Origin of the sequence: Klebsiella sp. TF21-TM (assembly GCF_019753495.1) — a bacterium.
Taxonomy (GTDB): Bacteria; Pseudomonadota; Gammaproteobacteria; order Enterobacterales; family Enterobacteriaceae; genus Klebsiella; species Klebsiella quasipneumoniae.
This window is the reverse complement of sequence record NZ_JAIJYL010000022.1, coordinates 76,961-98,797: the sequence shown is the minus strand read 5'-3', so window position 1 is coordinate 98,797 and position 21,837 is coordinate 76,961. Positions and strand designations below refer to the sequence as shown.

Genomic DNA, 21,837 nt, shown 5'->3' with positions numbered 1-21,837 from the left:
GAAGGAGCGTTCCCGGCTGGCGCTACGCTTAGCCGGGCTACGACTGGTGCGCTCCATTTATGCCGGATGGCGGCATACATGCCTTATCCGGCCTACAGAAAACCACCTTCCTCTCGTAGGCCCGCGCAAGCGCAGCGCCGCCGGGCGGTCAGGCGCCAGCCCCACATGACGACATCCACTCTTTATCTCTGACACAAACGACGGGCGATGCGCTCCAGCTTCATCATCAACAGCAGCGTGACGCCCACCAGCACGATGGTCAGCGCCGAGCCATCGGCGATATTACCGCGATCGGTCAGGCTGAAAATGGTCACCGGCAGGGTGGTCCAGCCCGGCGGATAGATCATCACCGTCGCTCCCAACTCCCCCATCGACAGCGATAAACTCAGCGCCAGCGCCGAGATCATCCATGGCGTCATCAGCGGCAGCGTCACATGGCGCAGGCGGTACCACGGGGAAGCGCCCAGGCTGGAGGCGACGTTTTCAATATCAGCGGAAATTCGCGCCAGCCCGGTGGTCACGTTGCTGAAGGTAAAGGCCGAGATCAGCACGAAATGCGCCGCCAGGACGATAAAGAAGGTGCCATTCATCTGCAGCGGCCCCTGGCTGAAGGCCACCAGAATGCCCAGTCCCACGGAAACCGAGGGGATGGCGCTGGGCAGATAAAACATCACCCCAAGATATTTCTGCAGCTTCGCGCCCGTCTGGCGCAGCGCCAGCGCCGCCCACATCCCGCACAGCAGCGCCAGCAGGCTGGCGCAGAAGCCCACCATCAGGCTGGAAAACAGCGAATCCCACGCCGCGCCGCGAAAAGCGTTAACAAAGTGGGCAAAGGTAAAGCCGGTGGGCAGCAGGCCGTTCCACTGCTGGCTCAGGCTGGAGAGCAAAATCACCGCCAGCGGCAGCAGGAAGATGCCGGCAAAGAGCGTCACCGCCAGCGCGCCCGCCGCCGCGCGGCCTTTACGCGACCAAATCAACATCGTTAACTCCTTACGCCAGTGCGCGCCGCCGCCAGCCGATAGAGCATAAACAGCCCCAGCGACAGCAGAATATTCATCAGCGCGATCATGCAGGCCACGCTGTAATCCGACTCCAGAATCGCCTTGCTGTAGACCATCATCGGCAGGGTATTGACCCCTTTGGCGCCGATAAACAGCACGATACCGAACTCGTTAGTGGTCAACAGCAGGCACAGGCTGCCCCCCGCCATCAGCGCCGGCAGCGCCGCCGGGAAGATAACCTGGGTCATCACCCGCAGCGGGTGAGCGCCAAGAATACTCGCCGCTTCCAGCTGACTCTTATCGATCTGCCGCAGTCCGGCCATCAACGGGCGCATCACCAGCGGCGTAAAGACGGTGATCTCCGCCAGGATCACGCCGTTAATCGAATAAAGGAAGTCCACCGGCGGCAGTTCAAAGGCGAACAGCGCCATCAGGGCGCCGTTGAGCAGCCCCGCCGATCCGTAAATAAAGGTGAACGCGAGAGTGATAAGGAAGGTCGGCAGCGCAATAAAAGTATCGATCACCCGGCAAATCAGCTGGCTGCCGGGGAACGGAATAAAAACCAGAATCAGCGCCAAAACGCTGCCGAGCACCAGGCAGCCAAGGGTAGCGAACACCGCAATCTGTAAGGTATTGAGCAGCGCGCCAATAAAGCGTTTTGAGTCAATCACCTGCCAGAAGGTTTCGAGGCTCAGTTTGCCGCTGGCGTCGCGCAGCGCCTGTTCGGCGATCAGCAACAGCGGATAGAAAAACAGCGTCGCCAGCACCAATAGCGGCAACGCCAGCCACAGGTAAGGGCGCAGGTTTCGCGCCGGGCGCGTAAGGATTAAGGTTTGCGCCATCATTGCTCCTCGATCAGAACCGCATCGCCAGGTTCGAAGTAGAGCGCCAGCTTGTCGCCCGCGCGCGGCAGGGGGTTGACGTGAGTCATGACGATCCGCACCGCTTCGCCCGCGACGTCGCACAGCAGATGCGTCAGATCGCCCTGCCAGTGTACCGAAGTCAGGGTGGCGTTGAGGCGATTACTGGTTGCCGATCGCGGCGCCAGGCTCATATGCTGCGGGCGAATGCATAACAGCTTGTTGTTGCCATGCAGCCCGCCCCGGCTGAAGGCGTTAACCAGGCCGCCGCCGCAGCTCACGTTAACCAGACCCGGCTGAAGACTATCGGTCAGCGCCGTCGCCTGCAGGATATTGGCGCGGCCGAGGAATTCGGCGCTAAAGCGGTTCGGCGGATAGTGGTACAGCTCGTGCGTTTCGCCATGGGCGATCAGCGACCCGTCTTTCATAATGCCGATTTTATCCGCCAGAGTGAGCGCTTCGGTCTGATCGTGGGTGACGTAGAGGATGGTCAGCTCCGGCAGTTCGCGGTGCAGACGGGCAATCTCTTCCACCATGTTATGACGAATTTGCGCATCCAGCGCCGACAGCGGTTCATCAAGCAACAACACCCGAGGACGCACGGCAATGGCGCGGGCTATCGCGACGCGCTGCTGCTGGCCGCCGGAAAGCTGATGCGGATAGCGGGTGGCGTAGTCCGCCATACCAACGATTTTTAAGGCTTCAGTCACCCGCCCGGCGATCAGCGCCCTGGGCTGCTTTTGCGCCCGCAGGCCGAAGGCGACGTTGTCTTCCACCTTCATATGGGGAAACAGCGCGTAGTTCTGCACCACCATCGCCAGCCCGCGCTGGTAAGGCGGCAGGTGGGTGACGTCCGTGTCGCCGATCAGGATCCGCCCGCCAGCCGGTTGCACAAATCCGGCAATCGCCCGCAGCACGGTGGTCTTCCCGGAACCGGAAGGGCCAATCAGCGCCAGCACCTCACCGGGTTCAATGGTCAATGACAGCGGTTTTAAGACCACGTTGCCGTGGTAGGAAACGCGCAGCGAGTCCAGGGTGATCCCGGAAGTCCCCGCCAGCGACGGGGAAGGCGTGACGGTCGTTTTCATTAACATCAGGCTTACTCGCTATCGGTCACTTTATGCCAGCGGGCGATATCCGCCGAGAGAGAAAGCGCAACGTCGTCCCAGTTGGGTTCCCAGCGCTTCACGCCGTCGAGCGCCGCCTGCGCCGCCTTAAAGTTAGCGTCATCCGGCGCCACGTCGTTGCGTACCGGTAAGCCCCAGGAGCGTGCGCTGACGCTGGATTGCGCCGGTTTATCCAGCAGGAAATTAATCAGCTTTTTGCCGTTTTCGCTGTTCGGCCCGTTCTGCACCAGCCCGATGGTGTAGGGCAGCGCCAGCGCGCTGCGCTCGCCGTTATCATCCGCCGGCCAGAAAATTTTAACGTTCGGGTTACGCGCCATCTGCGACAGGTTCATCTGCAGATCGCCGTTGGCGACGTACAGCTCGCCTTTGTTGACCAGCGCCGTCAGCTTGCCGGTGGAGGCCGATGGGCCGACGTTATTGGCCTGGAGCTTGCCAAGATAGGCAAAGCCAGCGTCTTTACCGCCAAGGCTGTGGAAGGCCTGCAGCATCACCGCGGTGCCGTCCCCCGCCTGGCCCGGCGTGGAATACTGGAGCTTATTCTTAAAGCGGCTATCCAGCAGATCCTGCCAGCTGGCCGGCGCGGTTTTCAGCAACTGACCGTTATAGATGAAGGTCAGATAGTTGTTCACCAGCGGCGAATAGCGGTCGTTGGCGCCAGGGATCTGCGCGCTGCCCTGTGGAGTAAAGGTGGCCAGCAGCTGCTCTTTCGCGGCGCGCTGGATAAACGGCGGCACCGTGACCAGTACGTCGGCCTGCGGATTGGTGCGCTCCTTCGCCAGACGCTCGACAATCGCGCCGGAGCCGCCTTCCACATACTGCACTTTGATGCCCGTCGCTTTGGTGAAGGCGTCGAACTGGCTCTGATACCAGCTGTTATCGCCGTCATGCAGGCCGTCGGCGGAGTAAACCGTGACGACGCCGTCCGCCCAAACCGGGGAGCTGGTCAGCGCGAACAGGGACAGCAGGGCAAGTCGGGAGAGTTTCATCGTGTTAGCCTCATCGCAGTAGGTTATTCTGGTGTAGACCAGATTTGCCTTCACGCTACCGGGGGTTTATGACAAAACGATGAAAGAAGTGTGTCGAAAGAGTTAAAACGAGGGGAGGCATAGCCCCGGTTAACGCTGACGCCACCGGGGACACGGGAAGGATTAATGCAATAAAATCAATGTGTATCGACTTCGATCCGTAGGCTGTCATGCCGCCAGTATTCGATATCGTAATCAAGAATACGCCCGTGCTGATCGTAATTCAGCCTGCGCAGCAGCAGCGCCGGGCGCCCCTCCATCACCCCCAACGCCGCTGCGGCCTGCGGCGGCATGGAGGTGGGATAAAACGACAAATGCATACTGGTATAGATCAGGTCGTACTGGCTCTGATAAATCTCGGTCAGACTGCCGTTGAGATCGTGGCGCAGCAGCTCCGGCACCCGGGCCGGCAGGCAGTGGTTTTCGCAATAGCACACCGGACGCCCGTCGGCATAGCGCAGGCGGGTCAGCAGGTAGACCTGATCGAAGGGCTGCAGCGCCAGCGGCGCCATCACATCCAGCGGCACGGCGGATAACCGGCCATCAAGCAGCACCGTTTTCGGCTCACGTCCCTGCTCGAGACACAGCTTGTGGAAGTTGGTGTTCTGCGTCGGATCCAGCCACAGCCGCTCCGGCGTCACAAACCAGCCGCGGCGGTCGGCGCGGTAGATCACGCCGCTGGCCTCCAGCTGCGCCAGGCTCTCGCGCACGGTGATACGGGTCGTGTTGAACAACGCGCACAGCTCGCGCTCGGAAGGCAATTTATCGCCGCTTTTGAGGGCGCCGTTTTGAATACGCGCCTGCAGCTGCGCCTTAATCATCAGGTATTGCGGCATCTCGCCAGAGGGTGATTTCATGTTTACTCGCTGCCACTTTTGGTGCGCTCATTATACATAGCCAGATGAATTTTTTGTTGCAGCGCCACATTTCCTTTGACCCTGCCCCGGCTTTGTCTCCATGATAAATACCAATCTGGTATAGACCAAATGGTGAGACAAATGACTTCACGGAACTACCTGCTGCTGACCCCCGGCCCGCTAACCACCTCCCGCACGGTGAAAGAGGCGATGTTATTCGATAGCTGCACCTGGGATGATGACTACAATCTCGGGGTGGTACAGACCATTCGTCAGCAGCTGGTGCAGCTGGCCACCCCGGCCGCCGGGTATACGGCGGTGCTGCTGCAGGGCAGCGGCAGCTACGCGGTCGAAGCGGTGCTCGGCAGCGTCATCGGCGAACAGGGCAAAGTGCTGATCGTCAGCAATGGCGCCTATGGCACGCGCATGATTGAGATGGCGCAGCGGATGGGTATCGCCTTCCACCCTTACGACTGCGGCGAAGTCGCCCGCCCGGACGCCGCGGCGATCGCGCGGATCCTGCGGGATGACCCGGCGATCACCCATATCGCGATGGTGCATAGCGAAACCACCACCGGGATGCTCAACCCGATTGAAGAGGTGGCCGCGCTGGCGAAAGAGTATGGCAAACGCTATATCGTCGATGCGATGAGCAGTTTCGGCGGCATTCCGCTGGATATCGCCGCGCTGAATATTGACTACCTGATAAGCTCTGCCAACAAGTGCATTCAGGGCGTGCCGGGCTTCGCCTTCGTCATCGCCCGCGAATCGGAGCTGGCCGCCTGCAAAGGCCGCTCGCGCTCGCTGTCGCTGGATCTTTACGCCCAGTGGCGCTGTATGGAGGATAACCACGGCAAGTGGCGCTTCACCTCGCCGACCCATACCGTGCTGGCCTTCGCCCAGGCGCTGAAAGAGCTGGCCCAGGAGGGCGGCGTCAGCGCCCGCCATCAGCGCTATACCCGCAATCAGCGCCGACTGGTAGCCGGAATGCGCGCGCTCGGCTTCCGGCCGCTGCTCGACGACAGCCTGCACTCGCCGATCATTACCGCCTTTTATTCACCGGATGCGCCGCAGTATCGCTTTCACACCTTCTACCAGAAGCTGAAAGATCAGGGCTTCGTGATCTATCCGGGCAAAGTGTCGCAAAGCGATTGCTTCCGCATCGGCAACATCGGCGAAGTCTACGACGCCGACATCACCGCCCTGCTGGCGGCCATCGACAACGCCATGTACTGGAAACAATAGGAACCGCCATGAACCGTATCACCGCACTCATTCTCGACTGGGCCGGCACCACCGTGGACTTCGGCTCCTTCGCGCCGACGCAAATTTTCGTCGAGGCCTTCCGCCAGGCCTTCGATATTGAGATCACCCTTGAAGAGGCCCGCGTGCCGATGGGGCTTGGCAAATGGCAGCACATTGAGGCGCTGGGCAAACTGCCGTCGGTCGACAGCCGCTGGCAGGCGAAATTTGGCCGGGCGATGACGGCCGCTGATATCGATGCGATCTACGCCGCGTTTATGCCGCTGCAAATCGCTAAGGTTGTCGATTTTTCCGCTCCGATCGCCGGCGTGGTCGACACCCTCGCCGCGCTGCGCGCCGACGGACTGAAGATCGGCTCCTGCTCGGGCTATCCGCGCCCGGTGATGGAAAAACTGGTTCCAGCCGCCGCCGCCCAGGGCTATGCCCCGGACCACTGGGTCGCCACCGATGACCTTGCCGCCGGCGGGCGTCCCGGGCCGTGGATGGCGCTGCAGAACGTGATTGCCCTGGGCATAGACGATGTGGCCCACTGCGTGAAGGTCGACGACGCCGCGCCGGGCATCAGCGAAGGGTTACATGCCGGGATGTGGAGCGTCGGCCTGGCGGTGTCGGGAAATGAATTTGGCGCCACCTGGGAGGCGTATCAGGCGATGTCGAAAGAGGAAATCGCCACCCGTCGCGAGCGGGCGGCAGGCAAGCTGTATGCCGCCGGGGCGCATTATGTGGTTGATACCCTGGCGGACCTGCCGGGGGTGATTGCGGATATCAACGCCCGGCTGGCAAAAGGCGAGCGGCCTTAAGAGGGTGAATTCACCTTCACTTTGGCCGCCACCAGCAGGCCGGTAAACAGCATCAATACCCCTGACAACACCAGCGGCGACAGCAGGCCTAAATGGTCAAGCGCAATGCCACCGACCGCGGCGCCGCAGGTGTTGGCCAGCTGGATCACCGCCACCTGAATCGACCCGGCTTTTTCCGCCTGATCGGAGAGGGAACGGGTGATCCACGTTGACCACCCCACCGGGATCAAGGCGAACGCGAAGCCCCAGATGATCGCCACCGTCGAGGCGACGATTTTGCTTTCCCCCCACAGCACCAGCGCCGCCGCGCAGGCGGTCAGCACCAGCGGCGCAATCGCCAGCGCCGCTTTCACCGAGCGCTTGAGCAGCACCGAGGAGAGCGACGTGCCGATGAAGCTGGCGATACCAAAGCTCAGCAGCACCAGCGTCAGGCCATCGACATCAAACCCGGCGAGGGTCATGTACACCGGGCGAATATAGGTAAAGAAGGCGAACTGTCCGGCAAAAGCCATGAAAATGGCGCACATGCCGGCCATCACCCCCGGCCGCTTCAGCAGGCCAAACATTTTTTGCTGCTGAGCTGCCGATTCACCCGGCAGCGACGGCAGCGCTTTCAGCACCCAGATCGTACACAGCACGCCCATCACCGCCGCGCCGTTAAACACGTTGCGCCAGCCAATAAGCCCGCCAAGAAAACTGCCCAACGGGGCGGCGATCACCAGCGCGATGGATACCGCGCCGAAGATAATCGACAGCGCTTTCGGCACCACGCGCATCGGCACCAGACGCATGGTCAGCGAGGCTGACATCGCCCAGAAACCGCCGAGCGCCAGCCCCAGACAGGCGCGTCCCAGCAGCAGCAGGGTGAAGCTATCGGCAAAGGACACCAACAGGCAGGAAAGGGTCAGCAGCAGCGAAAAGAGGATCACCACGTAGCGGCGATCGGTTTTGCCAATGACGGAGGTGATAAACAGGCTGGAAAACATCGCGACGAACGCCGTCGTCGTCACCGACTGCCCGGCCATCCCTTCGGAGATGCCTAAATCCAGCGCCATCGGCGTCAGCAGACTGACCGGTAGAAATTCGACGGTAATCAGGCAGGCGACGCAGAAAGCAACCGCGAAAACTGCCGACCAGTTTGGTCGCGCGAGCTCGCGTGCGTGGGTTTTGGCTTCATTTGAATGACTCATGAGTGACCTGCGAAGAAAGTGGCGGAAAGCTGCGCAGTGTAACATTTTGTTTGTGACGCATTTAACGTTTTCGCAACTCTTCTCGCTTTTCATAAGAGGATGCGTAGCTGCTCGCATGTTTAAAAAAACGATGCTTGCTATCGCTTTAACAAATCTCAGGAGAATTTAATGTAGCACTATGTGCTATACTTTTAACGACAGGATGTCAGCAATGCGTATCTTTAAAACCAAATGGTTCGCCAGAGAGGCTAGCTCTCATGGCATTTCCGACGACGAGCTCTATCAGGCAATTCAATCTGCGCTTCAGGGCAAAGTGGTTGATTTAGGAGGAGGGGTTTATAAAAAGCGACTCAACAAGAATCGCGATCGCGCAATCATCCTTACCAAAAGCGCAGGGTATTGGTTTTATACCTTTCTATATGCCAAACAGGATATGGCCAATATCAACCATCGCGAATTAATGGGGTTTCGTGAGTTAGCAAAACACTATGCCAATCTCTCTGAAGAGAAAACGACGGCCTTAGTTAAAAGTAAAGAATTGGTGGAGATTTGCGATGACAGCAAAAAATAAATACAAAAGCCCGGCTTTCGAAGCGATCCATAGCGCTGCGTCGGGGCTATTCAGCGTTGGCGCAATCCCACAGGAAACAATGCGCCATTTTGATGAATCATGTCTCGGTAGCGTAGCCGCACTTCAACCCATTGAAATTAAAGCGCTACGTGAACAACTCAATGTTAGCCAACCCGTGTTCGCTCGTTATCTGAATACCAGTGTGTCTACCGTGCAAAAATGGGAGACTGGCGCTAAACGACCGAGCGGAACGTCATTAAAATTGCTTAGCGTCGTACAAAAACACGGCCTGAAAATCCTACTGTAGTTATTCTGCCGGATGGCGCTTACGCTTATCCGGCCTACAAGGAACGTAAGGGAGATATGGTTTTGAACCACAGGCCGGATAACAATGATATCAGTGCAACCAGTGCACGCCGTCTTCCGGGAGAAACAGGTCGTTATAGCGCTGCTGAAGGTTATGCAAATCGCTCACATCCGGATCCAGCTCGCGCAGAAACCCTTGCGCAAGGCGGATTTGCGCGTCGGTGATCGGCGCCGCTAAACGCGCTTTTTGCATCAGGCGATACCAGTAATGCAGGTTTTTTTCGCTGGCGTCGACAATCGCAACCTGCCAGATCAGCAGCACCTGCGCGGCATTCTGCAGATGCGCTTCATTCGGCCGTTCCAGGTAACGCAAATACTCATTGCCGGCGGTTTTACCCAGCTGATCGATCATCGATTCCAGCGGGACGGGCGTAATGCCAAGGCGTTCGCTCAGGCGGCGGATCGCGCGGCGTGAATCAGAGGTAAGCACCCGAAATCCCACAACAAACACCACTACCAGGGTGGCCAGTCCTATCCAGATCATGCATCCTCTCATCCAATCGCAGCCTGACTATCATAATGGGAATTTGCCTGCTGTCGACTGCCGGACCTGGCATAATGCGCAAGAAATAAAAAAGCCCGGCGCGAAGGCCGGGCAAGGTTACCCAATACCTGGTGAATCAGGCGGTCTGCAAAATGCGATTCTTTTTCTCGCGGCGAATTTTACGCTCTTCGAAGATAGCCACGATGGCCATCAGGCAGATACAGCCGATGGCGGCGGCGTCCAGCGCCGCAAAGGTGCCGGCCCAGCCGGTGAGACCGAAGACCGGCGTGCCGTCGGCGATCATCCCGAGGCCCAGCTTGGCGAAGCTATCGCCGATCAGATAGGCGAAAGTGCCCTTGATCCCATCGGCGGCGCCGATCGCTTTTTTCGGTACGAAACCGACGGCGGCGACGCCGATCAGCAGCTGTGGACCAAACACCAGGAAGCCCAGCGCAAACAGCGAGGCCAGATAGACGTACTGGTTGCTGGCATGTTGATAAACGCCGAGGGTGGCGATAATCAGCGCCAGCGCGATGCAGGCCACCAGCGCGCGGCGGCCGTTGGCCAGGTCCGACAACCAGCCCCACAGCAGCGTGCCAACCAGGGCGCCGACTTCAAACAGGGTAAAGCCCTGAATCGCCACCTCTTTAGACAGCTTCAGCTCCTGGAAGGCATACACGGTGGACCACTGATCGATACCAATACGCACCACGTAGAGGAAGATATTGGAGAAGCACAGCAGCCAGATCACTTTGTTTTTCAGCACGTACTCAACAAAGATCTGCCACTTGGTCATCGCGTTTTCTTCGGTCTCTTTATCCTCTTCGCTGATCGCTTCGCCAAACAGCTCTTCCGCCGTGCCGAGGCCATAGGATTCCGGGGAGTCGCTACCATAGCGCAGGCCAATAAAGCCGACGATTAACGCAATAATCGACGGGAAGATAAACATGCCGATAACGTGGCCGTCGAACAGGTAGTTGGCGCCAAACAGCGCCACGCCCGCCGCGCCGGCGCCGCCGAGGTTGTGAGAGATATTCCAGAAGCCGAGGAAGGTGCCGCGCTTACGGCGAGGCGTCCACTTGGTGATGGTGGAATAACTGCACGAGCCGCCGGTGCTCTGGAAAAAACCGCTCAGCGCATAGAAGGCGATCATCAGGAACAGACTGGTGGAACCCGCGCCCATGCTGGCGCTAAAGCCCAGCATGCAGATGGCGGAGAGGATCAGCATAAACGGCAGGAACTGCTTGGTGTTTTTGCCATCGGCATAGTAGGAAACCAGGGTTTTCCCTACGCCGTAGGTAATGGAGAAGCCCAGGCCAATCATCCCCAGCTGCGTCATGCTCAACCCGTAAGTGGAGATCATGTCGTTCTGCGCAATATTAAAGTTCTTGCGGATCAGATACATGGTCAGGTAGCCGATGAAGACCACCAGATAGGACTGCATGAAAGGTTTGAACCACATTTTGCGCCGCACGTCGAGCGGCAGATCCAGGGTCGGCTTACGAACCTGATTCAGAAAGGCCAGCATGGGTATCTCCTGAGCTGATTTTTTATGCCTGCGTCATAGCCAGGCATTGTAAAAATCAGCGCGCCGTCTGGCCTGAGACGGCGTCCAGGTGAAACCGGGAAAATTTCCTAGTTTTGCCCCATTCGCGGCGAAAGAGTGAGATGCATCACGCTTCACTGGCCGCGCGCGGCGCCTGGGCGTTTAAGAAAGGCAGCAGCAGCAGCGCGGAAATGCCGGCGGCAATCGCGATCGCCACGAAGAATCCGGTCCAGTGCCAGATATCCATTACCTGCGCCAGCGGCCAGCCGGAAAGCGACGCGCCAAGATACGCGAACAGGCCGACAAACCCGGTGGCCGCCCCGGCGGCCTCTTTATGCGAACACTCCGCCGCCGCCATGCCGATCAGCATCTGCGGGCCGAAGACGAAGAAACCGGTGGTGAAGAAGCAGGCCGCCTGCATCACGTAGCTGGCGAACGGCATCAGCCACAGGCCGCCAACCGACAGCAAAATTCCGGCGGCGAAGATCAGGTTCATCGGCCCGCGATTGCCGTTAAACAGCTTATCCGAGCCCCACCCCGCCACCAGCGCGCCGATAAATCCGCCCAGCTCGAACATGGTCACCGCCGAGTTAGCGGTCACCAGATCGACGCCAAGCGTCTCCGACATATACAGATTGCCCCAGTCGTTAATCGCCGCCCGCACCACGTACACCAGCACATAGCACAGCGACAGCAGCCAGATATAGGGGTTGGCCAGCACGTAGCGGGTGAGGATTTCTTTACGCGTCAGTCCGGCGCCCTCCTGCTGCTGGGCAATCTCCAGCGCATCGTGACGCCAGTCGCCGACGGCGGGCAGCCCCACCGCCTGCGGACGATCCCGCAGCCGCCAGCACAGGTATACTCCGGCGAGGATCGCCAGGCCCCCGGCGATGGTCATCCCCGCGCGCCAGCCGTAATGTAGCGCCGCCGCTCCCACCACCATCGGGATCAGCGCGCCGCCCACGTTATGCGCCGTATTCCACAGCGCCCACCAGCCGCCGCGTTCGGTGCGTGAATACCAGGCCGTCAGCAGCCGGGCGCAGACCGGCGAGCCCCACCCCTGGAAGAAGGCGTTCAGCGCCCACAGCAGGGCAAAGGCCCACAGTGAGGAAGAAAAACCGAACAGAATATTCACCACCCCGGTGGCGATAAGCCCCAGCCCCATAAAATAGCGGGCGTCGGAGCGGTCGCTGACGATACCGGAGAAAAATTTCGACAGTCCGTAGGTGATGTAGAACAGCGTGGCCAGCAGACCGATATCGCTGCGGGTCAGCACGTTGCTGGCGAGAATATCAGGAACCGCGGCGTTAAAGCTTTTGCGGGTGAAATAGAACAGCGCGTAGCCCAGCCAGATGGTCAACAGGATATGGCGACGCCAGTAGCGATAACGCGCATCAAGCTCGCGTTTATCGCTAATCGGCGCAGCGTCAGGCGGGGCTTTTAAAAAGGCGAACATCGGCGATCCTCTCAGGCGTAACGCAGCGGTAGATTGACGCACACCCGGGTACCGTGGGTGCAGGAGATCGTCAGCGTGCCCCCCAGGGCGGTCACGCGCTCGCGCATGCCGGTCAGACCGAACCCCTGCGCGCTGGAGCCCGGCGGCAGGCCGCAGCCGTCATCCTCCAGCACCAGCATCAGTCGCTCCTCCTGCTGCCAGCCCTGCAGGGTCACGGCGCTGGCGCTGGCATGCTTGACGATATTGTTCAGTCCCTCCTGGCAGACGCGGAACAGGGTCACGCGCTGGTTTTCACTCAGCTCCGCCTCGTTAATCCGCCAGTCGAGATGGCTGACGATGCCGCGGTCCTCCAGCTCCATTTCGCGCATCAGAGAACGTACCGCCTGCTCCAGCGGCAGGTCGTCAAGCTGGCGCGGACGAAGACGACCCAGCAGGCGACGCACCGAGTCATACACCCCTAGCGACAGGTGTTCAATCAATTGGCCGCTCTGGCGAACGCTGGCGTTGTCCGGCGCCAGCCGCTGGACGATCCCCGCCTGGGTGCGTATTGCCGTGATGGTCTGCCCGATATCATCGTGGAGCTCGCGGGCAACGTCGCGGCGCACGCTCTCTTCAGTCTCCAGCAGACGATCCGCCAGCCGCCGATTGCGCGCCAGCTCGCTCTGTAGCGACTGGTTCAGCTCGCGCAATCGCTGGATCCCCGCCCCCAGCAGTAGCCCGGTGAGGCTCTGCGCCAGCAGCGAAAGCAGGAGATCGACGGGGTGATCGTGCCAGGTCTGGCTGGCAATCAGGGCGATCGCGTTCATCAGCGTAGCGATCAGCGCTCCCTGCCAGCCGTAGTGCCAGGCCAGAGCGATAATCGGCAGCGCGAGGCAAAACGGGGTAAAGCGGGAGAGCTCGGCGGGCAGCCCAAGCTGCAGCCACAGGCTTATGGTGAATAACAGCAGATACCAGATCAGATGCCGCCCGCGCCAGTTTACCGGCTGCGCCACCAGCGACGGCCCCAGCGGCCGCCAGACGGTGCTGGTGAGGTAGTGCCAGAACACCAGACAGGTCGGCGCCAGGGTCAGGCCGCCGGTGAGCGTCAACAGCAGGGCGTTAAGCCCCTCGTCCCCCTCCGCCAGCCAGGGCAGCGATTGCAGCAGCGCGGCGGCCATTAACGCCCCGCCCTGACGCAGAAGCGTCAGCCAGTCGCGCTGCTGGCGATATCGCGAGATCAGCGCCACCGGCAGGAGGGTCAGCAGGCTTCCGGTCATCAATATTATCGGATGCGCCAGCGCCACTTCCTGCGTCAGCCAGAAGATCAGCAGCCACTCGCTTCCCAGCAGCACCGGCCAGTAGCCGCGCGGGCACTGGAGCATCAGCCCCAGCCGCAGGCCGAAGGGGAACAGCAGCACCGCCAGATCGGCGCGCTCCACCAGATGCAGGCTGATGCTCCACAGACAAAACCAGGCGGCGGCGAAGATAAAGGCGCAGCCGATCACCGACAGCAGGCGCGGGAGTAAGGTCTTCATTGCCAGCTGTCAAACATGCGGCGCGCCAGCTCGACGTCATTGCTGACGCCCAGCTTTTCCAGCAGGTTGGCGCGGTGAACGTGGACGGTTTTCGGCGACAGCCCGAGCTCAGCGGCGATCTCTTTTACCGCCATGCCCTGCGCCAGCTTTTCCGCCACCTGACGTTCGCGTTTGGTGAGCGGATCCTGACGCCCGGCGGCCAGCTTCATGGCGATATCCGGCGTGAGATAGCAGCCGCCCGCCGCCACCGTGCGCACCGCGGCGATAAGTTCGTCCGGGCTGCAGCGTTTCGACAGAAAGCCGCGCGCGCCGGCGTTGAGCGCCTGCTCGACCAGCGCCGGGCTGTCGTGCACCGACAGCATAATGGTCGCCATCCCCTTCGGCAGCTGGCTGAGCAGCTCCAGCCCGGAAATATCCGGCATCGAGATATCGCAGATACAGATCTGAACGCCGCGCCCCGGCAACCCCGCCAGCGCCTCGCGGCCGCTGCCAAATTCGGCGACAACCTGAAAATCAGTTTCCAGCCCCAGCAGCTGAGCAAAGCCGGAGCGGACAATCAAATGATCGTCAATAAGGGCGATGGTGGTCATGGTGTTTCCTGGTGCCTGAAAGCGCCGGATGGCGGCGTAAACGCCTTATCCGGCCTACGGATTCACTCCCTGTAGGCCGGATTAGCGCAGCGCCATCCGGCAAAGGCGCTTACCTTAGCGGTAAGCGCCTAGCTGTTCAAGCCTTGAGCGTTACTCGAAGAACACCGCAATTTTGTTAAACATGGTGGGATCGGACTGGTTACGCGCCACTTTGGTGACATCTTCCAGCTTTTCAATCTGGCTAATCATCTGCCCGAGACGCTGATCGTCGTTCACCAGCAGCCAGATGCGGCTGTGTTCGCTGCCCTGAATCGGTAGACAGAGAATACCTTCGACGTTAAACGCGCGGCGGGCAAAAAGCCCGCAGACGTGGGTCATGACGCCGGGGTGGTTGCGGACGGTGAGTTCCAGGATGACGTTATCACAGTGTTTTTGCATGGCTTATTCCCCCACCATTTCAGTATTAGCCGCACCCGGCGGTACCATCGGATACACTTTCTGCTGCGCGTCGATGCGCACGTGGATCAGCGCCGGCCCCGGACGGTCGATGATCGCCTGCAGCGCCGCCTGCGGATCGGCTTCGTTATTTAAATCACAGGTTTGCAGGCCAAAACCGGCGGCAATCTGCATAAAGTTAATCATCCCCGGATAGGTGGCGGCAAAAACCCCCTGCTGATAGAACAGGCTCTGCTGCTGATGCACCAGCCCCAGCGCTTCGTTGTTCAGCAGGATAATTTTTACATCCAGCTGATTTTCAGCGGCGGTGGCCATCTCCTGAATATTCATCATCAGGCTGCCGTCGCCGGAGAAGCAGATAACCTTGCGCTGCGGATTCGCCAGCGCCGCGCCGATCGCCGCCGGCAGGCCGAAGCCCATGGTGCCAAGACCGCCGGAGGTCAGCCACTGGCGCGGACGGTTGAGCGGGTAGGCCTGCGCCGTCCACATCTGGTGCTGGCCTACGTCGGTGGTGATGATCGCTTCATCATCCACGCAGGCGGCCACGGCGTTAATCAGGCCATAATGGGAGAGCGGGTCGCTTTCCTGCGGGATGGCGCAGGGGAATTCGCGCTGCAAGTCGGCCACCAGCTGGCGCCACTCCTCGCGCGGCTGTGCCTCAACCTGCGGGTTCAGCTGGGCTAAGACTTCCGCCACATCGCCCTGAATCGCCACGTGCGGTTGCTTAATTTTGCCCAGCTCGGCGCGGTCGATATCGACGTGAATAATCTTCGCGTTCGGGCAGAACTGCTCGGTCTTGCCAATCGCCCGGTCATCAAAACGCGCGCCTAAAACAATCAGTAAATCCGCTTCCTGCAGAATGAAGTTGGTGCTGCGCGCACCATGCATGCCCAGCATCCCCAGCGACAGCGGGTGCGCCTTCGGCAGCATGCCCAGCGCCATCAGGGTCATGGTGGTCGGCAGGTTGGCTTTTTCCGCCAGCTCACGGATCTCCTGCGGCGCGTTAATCACCCCGCCGCCCAGATAGAGCACCGGACGCTTCGCCGCGTTGATCATCGCCGCCGCTTCGCGCACGCTTTCGGGGGCGAATGCCGGCGCTGCGGCGCACTCGCCCGGCTCCGGCAGCGTTTCCAGCTCAATGGTCGCCGACTGTACGTCCTTAGGAATGTCTATCCACACCGGCCCGGGACGCCCGGACTGAGCAATACGGAAGGCGTCGCTGATCACCTGCGGCAGCTCGGCGATGTCGCGCACCAGATAGTTATGTTTGGTGATGGGGATAGAGATGCCGTAGGTGTCCACTTCCTGGAAGGCGTCGGTGCCGATCATCGATGCCGGCACCTGGCCGGTGATGCAGACCAGCGGAATCGAATCCAGGCGGGCATCGGCGATCGCCGTCACCAGGTTCGTCGCCCCCGGGCCGCTGCAGGCCATACAGACCGCCGGTTTGCCTTCGGTACGCGCCATCCCCTGGGCGATAAAGCCCGCGCCCTGCTCGTGGCGCGCCAGGATGTGGCGGATCTGCGTGCTCTGGCTTAAGGCATCGTAGATAGGCAGGATGGAGCCGCCCGGAATGCCGCTAACCATAGTGATACCCTGGCGTTCCAGTAAATGAACAACCAGCTGCGCGCCGGTAAAGCGCATTGTGTTTGATGTGGTGCCCGAACTTGCCATGCTCCAGTCCTTTTCTTCTGGGCCGACTTTACCGGGGGGCTCGCCAACAAAAAACCCCGCTCGGTTTGCGCCGGCGGGGTTTGGAATTCGTGTTGTTCCGGACCCTACGGCGCATTGCCGACGACGACCACCACAGACACGACGACCACCGCGGCTGGCGCGGTTTTTAGTAGGGTCGAAGCGATCAGGGTTGCGTTCATTAGGGACCTGTTGTGTCGAAAAATAAGCTGAATTTATACAAACACAGGTTTTACGTTTTCACAATGGATTTATTTTCATCCACGAAAATTTGCGCGAAAGATCACAGTTCGGCGCAAAAGGGCAGAAAACAAAAAACCCCGCCGGAGCGAGGTTTTTATCAGCATGGTTACAGGTGGTAGCCGCAAGCACACTGTATTACGTCAACGCCAAAAGTATACGCGATCGCTGCAGTTCGCGCAATTTAAGGTCGGTTTTTCTCTGTCATAGAGTATGGGATAGCGCGGCGGATTTGTCCAAAAAATACTGTTCATCCATACAGTATTTATCTATACTGGGTGTGTTCACGGTGTGCCATTCGGGGGCCGCAAGTTTGACCGGCGCAACGAAGTCCTGGCTGAAACGGGTGGTGCCGTCAGTGCCTTAACCCCGAGAGAGCACACTGTGTTACGTCAACAACGTGCAGTCACTGGCCCGCGCGGCAACGCGTGGTTCAGCGCTGCGCACCCCTGTCGTTGCAGGCGGCGGGCCGGGAAGCCGTCCACGGAAGGAACCACCACAGGCCAGGGCGACGCCGCCGGCGACAGGCAGGGATAAGCTGACAACGGGCAGCGGAAAGGTACGTCAGCTTATTGTGCTCCTTAACCACAGGAGACGCGCGTATGGGCGGAATGGATATTATTATTTTAATCCTGAAACTCATGGTTGCTGTGTTGCAACTACTTGATGCAGTCCTGAAACAGTTCCGCTGATTCAGGTTCAAGTCGCACCTGAGGGGGGCGGGAAACCGCCCCCCTGCAGGCGCCCGCCGGGCGTCCCGGGATGACTTGATGGAGGAAGCTATGCCACCCCTGTTAATTGCCGCCACGACGCCGGATGCCCCGGGGTTCGCGGCGCTGCGCACCGAAAGCCTTGAACAGCATTTCAATATGCTGCGCCGCCTGGCGGAAAACTGGCAGAGCGGCAAAAACCGCTTTAACGCGCCGGGCGAAACGCTGCTGGGCGCCTTCGTGAATCACCAGCTGGTTGGGGTATGCGGCATCAATAGCGATCCCTTCAGCCCCCAGCCGCGGGCCGGGCGTATTCGCCACCTCTACATCAGCGAGCGCTACCGCCGCCGGGGGATCGGCCAGCAGCTGCTGGTCTCGGTTATCACCCACTCCAGCGCCTGGTTCGATTTTCTCAACACCCACGCTCCGGCGCAGGCCTGGCCCTTTTATGAAAGACTTGGCTTTCGCCCGGTGTACGATGAACCGCGGGTGACGCATCGCCTGTTTTGTTCGCTGTAGCCCCGCTGGCTGGCAGCGCGGGCGCGTGTTACAGTCCGGTGACCTTCACTGTTGAACCTGTCTGCGATGACCCTCACCGTATTCTGCATTTTGCTGTTCGCCGCCCTGCTGCACGCCAGCTGGAACGCTATTGTCAAAGCCAGCGGCGATAAAATGTACGCGGCGATCGGCGTCAGCGGCTCGGCCGCGCTGCTCGCCCTGGTGATGCTGCCCTTTGCCCCGCAGCCCACGCTGGCCAGCGCCCCCTATCTGCTGGCGTCGTGCGCGTTACAGGTGGTGTATACGGTGCTGGTGGCGAAGACCTATCAGGTGTCGGATATGAGCCAGACCTATCCGCTGATGCGGGGGACTGCCCCGTTGCTGGTGGCGGCGATAAGCGTGCTGTTTCTCGGCGATCGTTTATCGCCGCTGGCCTGGCTGGGCATCGGCGTCATCTGCCTGGCCATTCTGGCGATGGCCTTTAACGGCCGCGCCAGCTCCCGCAAAGGCATCGTACTGGCGCTGATCAACGCCTGCTTTATCGCCGGCTATACGCTGGTGGATGGCACCGGCGTCCGGCTGGCGGGCTCGGCGCTGGGCTACACCCTGTGGACCTTTTTTATGAACGGCTTCTGCCTGCTAAGCTGGGCAATGATGACCCGCCGCGCTGAAGCCAGCCGCTATCTGCGCCTGCACTGGCGAAAAGGTATCCTCGGCGGGATCGGCACCATGGGCTCCTACGGCCTGGCGCTGTGGGCGATGACCCAGGCGCCGCTGGCGGTGGTCGCCGCGCTGCGTGAAACCTCCATTTTGTTCGGCGCGCTGATCGCGTTTATCGTACTGAAAGAGCAACTGATGCCGCTGCGCATCGTCGCCGCCTGCGGGATTGCCGCCGGGGCGATCCTCCTGCGCCTCGCGTAACCTGAAATGGCAACATTAGTTGCCGTTCCTGTTTACATAATCTGCCTCGAATTCCCTCAACAATCGGCACTTTGCAGTTGTTATGTCATTTTTATATGGTAGATTCCTCCATCGTTTACGGGGTGTGCCAGTCACATATTCTTCATTTTTATTTACTCACAAAGTATTCATCGACATGAAACGGCATAAAAACTTCAATTTGTTGTTGATGCTGGTACTGCTGGTGGCCGTCGGCCAGATGGCGCAGACCATCTATATTCCGGCCATCGCCGACATGGCGGTCGCGCTGAACGTCCGCGAAGGGGCGGTACAAAGCGTAATGGCGGCCTACCTGCTGACCTACGGTATTTCACAGCTGTTTTACGGCCCGCTCTCCGACCGCGTGGGTCGCCGCCCGGTGATCCTCGTCGGGATGTCGATTTTTATGCTGGCGACGCTGGTAGCCATTACCACCCATAGCCTGCCGGTGCTGATCGCCGCCAGCGCCATGCAGGGGATGGGCACCGGCGTCGGCGGCGTGATGGCGCGCACCCTGCCCCGCGATCTGTACGAAGGCGCCCAGCTGCGTCATGCCAATAGCCTGTTAAATATGGGCATTCTGGTAAGCCCGCTGATTGCCCCGCTGCTCGGCGGCATCCTCGACACCCTGTGGAACTGGCGCGCCTGTTACGCCTTCCTGCTGGTGCTGTGCGCGGGGGTGACCTTTAGCATGGCGAAATGGATGCCGGAAACGCGCCCGGAGGGCGCGCCGCGCACCAAACTTCTGGCCAGCTACAAAACGCTGTTCGGCACCGGCGCCTTTAACTGTTACCTGCTCATGCTGATCGGCGGCCTGGCGGGGATTGCGGTATTCGAAGCCTGTTCCGGCGTACTGATGGGCGCGGTGCTCGGCCTGAGCAGCATGGCGGTGAGTATTCTGTTTATTCTGCCGATCCCGGCCGCCTTCTTCGGCGCCTGGTTTGCCGGCCGGCCGAACAAGCGTTTCCCGACCCTGATGTGGCAATCGGTTATCTGCTGCCTGCTGGCGGGTCTGATGATGTGGATCCCGGGGCTGCTGGGCGTTATGACCGTCTGGACCCTGCTGGTGCCGGCGGCGCTGTTCTTCTTTGGCGCCGGCATGCTGTTCCCGCTGGCCACCAGCGGCGCGATGGAGCCATTCCCGTTCCTCGCCGGTACCGCCGGGGCGCTGGTTGGCGGCTTGCAGAATATCGGTTCCGGCGTGCTGGCATGGCTGTCAGCAATGATGCCGCAAACCGGTCAGAGCAGTCTCGGGCTGCTGATGATGCTGATGGGCCTGTTGATTCTGCTGTGCTGGCTGCCGCTGGCCTCGCGCTTTACCCATCATCAGCAGCCGGTATAAGCGCGGCGGCCGTTCCCCGGATAGCGTCTGACGCCTTACCCGGCCTACCGTTCTGTCCTCTGTAGGCCCGCGCAAGCGCAGCGCCGCCGGGCGGTTATCAGGCGCCGTACCGTAATGTTGCCGGGTGGCGGCTCACGCCTTACCCGGCCTGTCCAACATCACAGAGGGGTAGCCCGGCTCATTTTCAGGTCAGACTATGCAGCCACTCGATAAAGGCGTCGATTTTCGGCCACTGGCGACCCGGCAGGGTGGTCACATAGTAGTGCTGGTGGCATTTCAGCGTCATATCGCCAAACGGGGCGATCAACTCCCCGCTCTCCAGCCGCTTCTGCACCAGCCGCTTACGCCCCATTGCCACCCCGAGGTGGTTCATCGCCGCGATCGCCGCTAAATCGGAACGATCGAAGCCAATACCCGACGATGGCGGCAGGTCCACCGCAAACTGCTGCGCCCAGCTATACCACTCATCGGTGCCGGAATCGTTGCTCCATGCCTGGCGGTCGTGGAGCAAGGTACAGTGGCGCAGATTGCCCGGATTCGACATTAACTGCCGCTGGTGCGCGTAATTCGGCGTACATACCGGCACGATCGCCTCATCCATCAGAAAATGGTGGCTCAGCTGCGACGACGGCGCATCATCAAAATAGATCGCCAGATCGATGCCCGTCCGCTGCAGGTTAACGTTCTCGTTGCCGGTCAGCACGGTGAGGGAGATGGCCGGGTAACGACGGGTAAAGTCTCCCAGAGCCGGCACCAGCCAGCACTGGGCGATAGAGGGCCGCGAGTAGACCGTCAGACTGCCGGAGAGCTCCTGGTTTTTGATGTCGAGGATCTCCTGATTGAGGCCATCCAGCGACGACTTCAGCGCCCAGTAGACCCGCTTACCTTCACGCGTCAGCTCAACTTTGCGATGCGAGCGGACAAAGAGCAGGATCCCCAGCTCCGCTTCCAGCTGATTAATCCGGTGGCTGACGGCGCCAGGCGTGAGCGCCAGCTCGTCGGCGGCCAGGGCAAACGACTCGTGCCGCGCCGCTACTTCAAAGGTCGACAGCCTGGAGAGCTGCCAGCCGTTCAGCAGCCGGGTACCTATGTTTTTTAGCACATCCATCACGCGCTCCTGGCTAATACAGTGGCTGTTGATGATAAAAAAATCACGCCGGTTTTGCCGCTAAAGGGTGAATTAATTTGACCCACAGCATGTTTAATGGTCTGTTTTTGAGCCAAATCACCGACTTGATTCAATTCTCCTCACCTTAAAGCCCATTTATATCGTTTGTCAGCCCATGAGGTTTCTCGCTTCAATAAGGCCA

The 21,837-nt window shown here is 60.2% G+C and carries 24 protein-coding genes; 9 read left to right on the top strand and 15 right to left on the bottom strand.

The window, feature by feature from the left end; genetic code table 11:
* Window positions 1–182: 182 nt before the first annotated feature.
* The 5 genes from phnV to phnR all read right to left on the bottom strand — a co-directional run bounded on the left by phnV (window position 183) and on the right by phnR (window position 4,870).
* Window positions 183–980 carry a 2-aminoethylphosphonate ABC transport system, membrane component PhnV gene (phnV, locus tag K5R89_RS19570; protein WP_044525079.1) on the bottom strand — a complete coding sequence of 266 codons (798 nt, stop codon included), beginning with the start codon at window positions 978–980 and terminating at the stop codon, window positions 183–185.
* A gap of 2 nt (window positions 981–982) precedes the next feature.
* Window positions 983–1,843, bottom strand: a complete 861-nt coding sequence (gene phnU / locus K5R89_RS19565) for a 2-aminoethylphosphonate ABC transporter permease subunit (RefSeq protein WP_044525080.1) — start codon at window positions 1,841–1,843, stop codon at window positions 983–985.
* Window positions 1,843–2,955, bottom strand: a complete 1,113-nt coding sequence (gene phnT / locus K5R89_RS19560; protein ID WP_032454410.1) for a 2-aminoethylphosphonate ABC transport system ATP-binding subunit PhnT — start codon at window positions 2,953–2,955, stop codon at window positions 1,843–1,845. Before phnT ends, phnU begins: the two co-directional genes overlap by 1 nt.
* Window positions 2,956–2,960: 5 nt before the next feature.
* A complete protein-coding gene (phnS, locus tag K5R89_RS19555; RefSeq protein ID WP_023291429.1) occupies window positions 2,961–3,974 on the bottom strand; it encodes a 2-aminoethylphosphonate ABC transporter substrate-binding protein in 1,014 nt (337 codons plus the stop codon).
* 176 nt (window positions 3,975–4,150) lie between these two features.
* The gene (gene phnR / locus K5R89_RS19550; protein ID WP_023291430.1) at window positions 4,151–4,870 is read right to left on the bottom strand and encodes a phosphonate utilization transcriptional regulator PhnR; all 720 of its coding nucleotides are present in this window, start codon (window positions 4,868–4,870) and stop codon (window positions 4,151–4,153) included.
* Between the two features lie 141 nt (window positions 4,871–5,011).
* On the opposite strand from phnR, the gene phnW reads away from it, so the two are divergent.
* Together phnW and phnX are read left to right on the top strand one after the other, a co-directional pair.
* On the top strand, window positions 5,012–6,115 hold the full coding sequence (gene phnW / locus K5R89_RS19545; RefSeq protein WP_217259543.1) for a 2-aminoethylphosphonate--pyruvate transaminase: 1,104 nt from the start codon (window positions 5,012–5,014) through the stop codon (window positions 6,113–6,115).
* An 8-nt stretch (window positions 6,116–6,123) separates the two neighbouring features.
* Window positions 6,124–6,933, top strand: coding sequence for a phosphonoacetaldehyde hydrolase (gene phnX / locus K5R89_RS19540; protein ID WP_044525083.1), 810 nt, complete (start codon window positions 6,124–6,126; stop codon window positions 6,931–6,933).
* On the opposite strand, the gene nepI is transcribed toward phnX, so the two are convergent.
* A complete protein-coding gene (nepI, locus tag K5R89_RS19535) occupies window positions 6,930–8,123 on the bottom strand; it encodes a purine ribonucleoside efflux pump NepI (protein WP_217259542.1) in 1,194 nt (397 codons plus the stop codon). The genes phnX and nepI overlap by 4 nt on opposite strands.
* Before the next feature lie 211 nt (window positions 8,124–8,334).
* Between nepI and K5R89_RS19530 the strand changes: the two genes are divergently transcribed.
* Window positions 8,335–8,694 (top strand): type II toxin-antitoxin system RelE/ParE family toxin, encoded by a 360-nt coding sequence (locus tag K5R89_RS19530; RefSeq protein ID WP_032454415.1) that lies wholly within the window; start codon window positions 8,335–8,337, stop codon window positions 8,692–8,694.
* Window positions 8,678–9,001 (top strand): DNA-binding transcriptional regulator, encoded by a 324-nt coding sequence (locus K5R89_RS19525; protein WP_044525085.1) that lies wholly within the window; start codon window positions 8,678–8,680, stop codon window positions 8,999–9,001. The genes K5R89_RS19530 and K5R89_RS19525 overlap by 17 nt, the downstream gene beginning before the upstream one ends.
* 90 nt (window positions 9,002–9,091) lie before the next feature.
* Here the strand turns inward: K5R89_RS19525 and K5R89_RS19520 are convergent, their stop codons facing one another.
* From K5R89_RS19520 to ivbL, 8 genes are all read right to left on the bottom strand, one after another.
* Window positions 9,092–9,544: a DUF1198 family protein gene (locus K5R89_RS19520; RefSeq protein ID WP_004901545.1), complete on the bottom strand. Its 453-nt coding sequence runs from the start codon at window positions 9,542–9,544 to the stop codon at window positions 9,092–9,094.
* Window positions 9,545–9,680: 136 nt separating this feature from the next.
* Window positions 9,681–11,072, bottom strand: coding sequence for a hexose-6-phosphate:phosphate antiporter (gene uhpT / locus K5R89_RS19515; protein ID WP_004202242.1), 1,392 nt, complete (start codon window positions 11,070–11,072; stop codon window positions 9,681–9,683).
* A gap of 145 nt (window positions 11,073–11,217) precedes the next feature.
* Window positions 11,218–12,546: an MFS transporter gene (locus K5R89_RS19510; RefSeq protein ID WP_087826925.1), complete on the bottom strand. Its 1,329-nt coding sequence runs from the start codon at window positions 12,544–12,546 to the stop codon at window positions 11,218–11,220.
* Between the two features lie 11 nt (window positions 12,547–12,557).
* Window positions 12,558–14,039, bottom strand: coding sequence for a signal transduction histidine-protein kinase/phosphatase UhpB (uhpB, locus tag K5R89_RS19505; RefSeq protein ID WP_179207792.1), 1,482 nt, complete (start codon window positions 14,037–14,039; stop codon window positions 12,558–12,560).
* A 17-nt stretch (window positions 14,040–14,056) separates the two neighbouring features.
* Window positions 14,057–14,650 carry a transcriptional regulator UhpA gene (gene uhpA / locus K5R89_RS19500; protein WP_049013464.1) on the bottom strand — a complete coding sequence of 198 codons (594 nt, stop codon included), beginning with the start codon at window positions 14,648–14,650 and terminating at the stop codon, window positions 14,057–14,059.
* Window positions 14,651–14,800: 150 nt separating this feature from the next.
* Window positions 14,801–15,088 carry an acetolactate synthase small subunit gene (gene ilvN / locus K5R89_RS19495; RefSeq protein ID WP_017899675.1) on the bottom strand — a complete coding sequence of 96 codons (288 nt, stop codon included), beginning with the start codon at window positions 15,086–15,088 and terminating at the stop codon, window positions 14,801–14,803.
* A 3-nt stretch (window positions 15,089–15,091) separates the two neighbouring features.
* A complete protein-coding gene (gene ilvB / locus K5R89_RS19490; RefSeq protein ID WP_087826927.1) occupies window positions 15,092–16,780 on the bottom strand; it encodes an acetolactate synthase large subunit in 1,689 nt (562 codons plus the stop codon).
* 104 nt (window positions 16,781–16,884) lie between these two features.
* The gene (ivbL, locus tag K5R89_RS19485; protein WP_002923286.1) at window positions 16,885–16,980 is read right to left on the bottom strand and encodes an ilvB operon leader peptide IvbL; all 96 of its coding nucleotides are present in this window, start codon (window positions 16,978–16,980) and stop codon (window positions 16,885–16,887) included.
* Window positions 16,981–16,992: 12 nt separating this feature from the next.
* On the opposite strand from ivbL, the gene K5R89_RS19480 reads away from it, so the two are divergent.
* The 5 genes from K5R89_RS19480 to emrD all read left to right on the top strand — a co-directional run bounded on the left by K5R89_RS19480 (window position 16,993) and on the right by emrD (window position 20,527).
* Window positions 16,993–17,160: a hypothetical protein gene (locus tag K5R89_RS19480; RefSeq protein WP_014343455.1), complete on the top strand. Its 168-nt coding sequence runs from the start codon at window positions 16,993–16,995 to the stop codon at window positions 17,158–17,160.
* A gap of 450 nt (window positions 17,161–17,610) precedes the next feature.
* Window positions 17,611–17,730: a type I toxin-antitoxin system toxin TisB gene (tisB, locus tag K5R89_RS19475; RefSeq protein ID WP_004145059.1), complete on the top strand. Its 120-nt coding sequence runs from the start codon at window positions 17,611–17,613 to the stop codon at window positions 17,728–17,730.
* Between the two features lie 90 nt (window positions 17,731–17,820).
* On the top strand, window positions 17,821–18,267 hold the full coding sequence (locus K5R89_RS19470) for a GNAT family N-acetyltransferase (protein ID WP_049013463.1): 447 nt from the start codon (window positions 17,821–17,823) through the stop codon (window positions 18,265–18,267).
* 66 nt (window positions 18,268–18,333) lie between these two features.
* A complete protein-coding gene (locus tag K5R89_RS19465) occupies window positions 18,334–19,167 on the top strand; it encodes a DMT family transporter (RefSeq protein ID WP_086076002.1) in 834 nt (277 codons plus the stop codon).
* 175 nt (window positions 19,168–19,342) lie between these two features.
* Window positions 19,343–20,527, top strand: a complete 1,185-nt coding sequence (emrD, locus tag K5R89_RS19460) for a multidrug efflux MFS transporter EmrD (protein WP_032454418.1) — start codon at window positions 19,343–19,345, stop codon at window positions 20,525–20,527.
* Between the two features lie 184 nt (window positions 20,528–20,711).
* On the opposite strand, the gene dsdC is transcribed toward emrD, so the two are convergent.
* Window positions 20,712–21,635, bottom strand: a complete 924-nt coding sequence (gene dsdC, locus K5R89_RS19455; RefSeq protein ID WP_044525088.1) for a DNA-binding transcriptional regulator DsdC — start codon at window positions 21,633–21,635, stop codon at window positions 20,712–20,714.
* Between the last annotated feature and the right edge of the window lie 202 nt (window positions 21,636–21,837).

Bases quoted from the DNA above. Each gene is read 5' to 3' on its own strand.
- phnV (WP_044525079.1), bottom strand. From the start codon at position 980: ATGTTGATTTGGTCGCGTAAAGGCCGCGCGGCGGCGGGCGCGCTGGCG.
- phnU (WP_044525080.1), bottom strand. From the start codon at position 1,843: ATGGCGCAAACCTTAATCCTTACGCGCCCGGCGCGAAACCTGCGCCCT.
- phnT (WP_032454410.1), bottom strand. From the start codon at position 2,955: ATGTTAATGAAAACGACCGTCACGCCTTCCCCGTCGCTGGCGGGGACT.
- phnS (WP_023291429.1), bottom strand. From the start codon at position 3,974: ATGAAACTCTCCCGACTTGCCCTGCTGTCCCTGTTCGCGCTGACCAGC.
- phnR (WP_023291430.1), bottom strand. From the start codon at position 4,870: ATGAAATCACCCTCTGGCGAGATGCCGCAATACCTGATGATTAAGGCG.
- phnW (WP_217259543.1), top strand. From the start codon at position 5,012: ATGACTTCACGGAACTACCTGCTGCTGACCCCCGGCCCGCTAACCACC.
- phnX (WP_044525083.1), top strand. From the start codon at position 6,124: ATGAACCGTATCACCGCACTCATTCTCGACTGGGCCGGCACCACCGTG.
- nepI (WP_217259542.1), bottom strand. From the start codon at position 8,123: ATGAGTCATTCAAATGAAGCCAAAACCCACGCACGCGAGCTCGCGCGA.
- K5R89_RS19530 (WP_032454415.1), top strand. From the start codon at position 8,335: ATGCGTATCTTTAAAACCAAATGGTTCGCCAGAGAGGCTAGCTCTCAT.
- K5R89_RS19525 (WP_044525085.1), top strand. From the start codon at position 8,678: ATGACAGCAAAAAATAAATACAAAAGCCCGGCTTTCGAAGCGATCCAT.
- K5R89_RS19520 (WP_004901545.1), bottom strand. From the start codon at position 9,544: ATGATCTGGATAGGACTGGCCACCCTGGTAGTGGTGTTTGTTGTGGGA.
- uhpT (WP_004202242.1), bottom strand. From the start codon at position 11,072: ATGCTGGCCTTTCTGAATCAGGTTCGTAAGCCGACCCTGGATCTGCCG.
- K5R89_RS19510 (WP_087826925.1), bottom strand. From the start codon at position 12,546: ATGTTCGCCTTTTTAAAAGCCCCGCCTGACGCTGCGCCGATTAGCGAT.
- uhpA (WP_049013464.1), bottom strand. From the start codon at position 14,650: ATGACCACCATCGCCCTTATTGACGATCATTTGATTGTCCGCTCCGGC.
- ilvN (WP_017899675.1), bottom strand. From the start codon at position 15,088: ATGCAAAAACACTGTGATAACGTCATCCTGGAACTCACCGTCCGCAAC.
- ilvB (WP_087826927.1), bottom strand. From the start codon at position 16,780: ATGGCAAGTTCGGGCACCACATCAAACACAATGCGCTTTACCGGCGCG.
- ivbL (WP_002923286.1), bottom strand. From the start codon at position 16,980: ATGAACGCAACCCTGATCGCTTCGACCCTACTAAAAACCGCGCCAGCC.
- K5R89_RS19470 (WP_049013463.1), top strand. From the start codon at position 17,821: ATGCCACCCCTGTTAATTGCCGCCACGACGCCGGATGCCCCGGGGTTC.
- K5R89_RS19465 (WP_086076002.1), top strand. From the start codon at position 18,334: ATGACCCTCACCGTATTCTGCATTTTGCTGTTCGCCGCCCTGCTGCAC.
- emrD (WP_032454418.1), top strand. From the start codon at position 19,343: ATGAAACGGCATAAAAACTTCAATTTGTTGTTGATGCTGGTACTGCTG.
- dsdC (WP_044525088.1), bottom strand. From the start codon at position 21,635: ATGGATGTGCTAAAAAACATAGGTACCCGGCTGCTGAACGGCTGGCAG.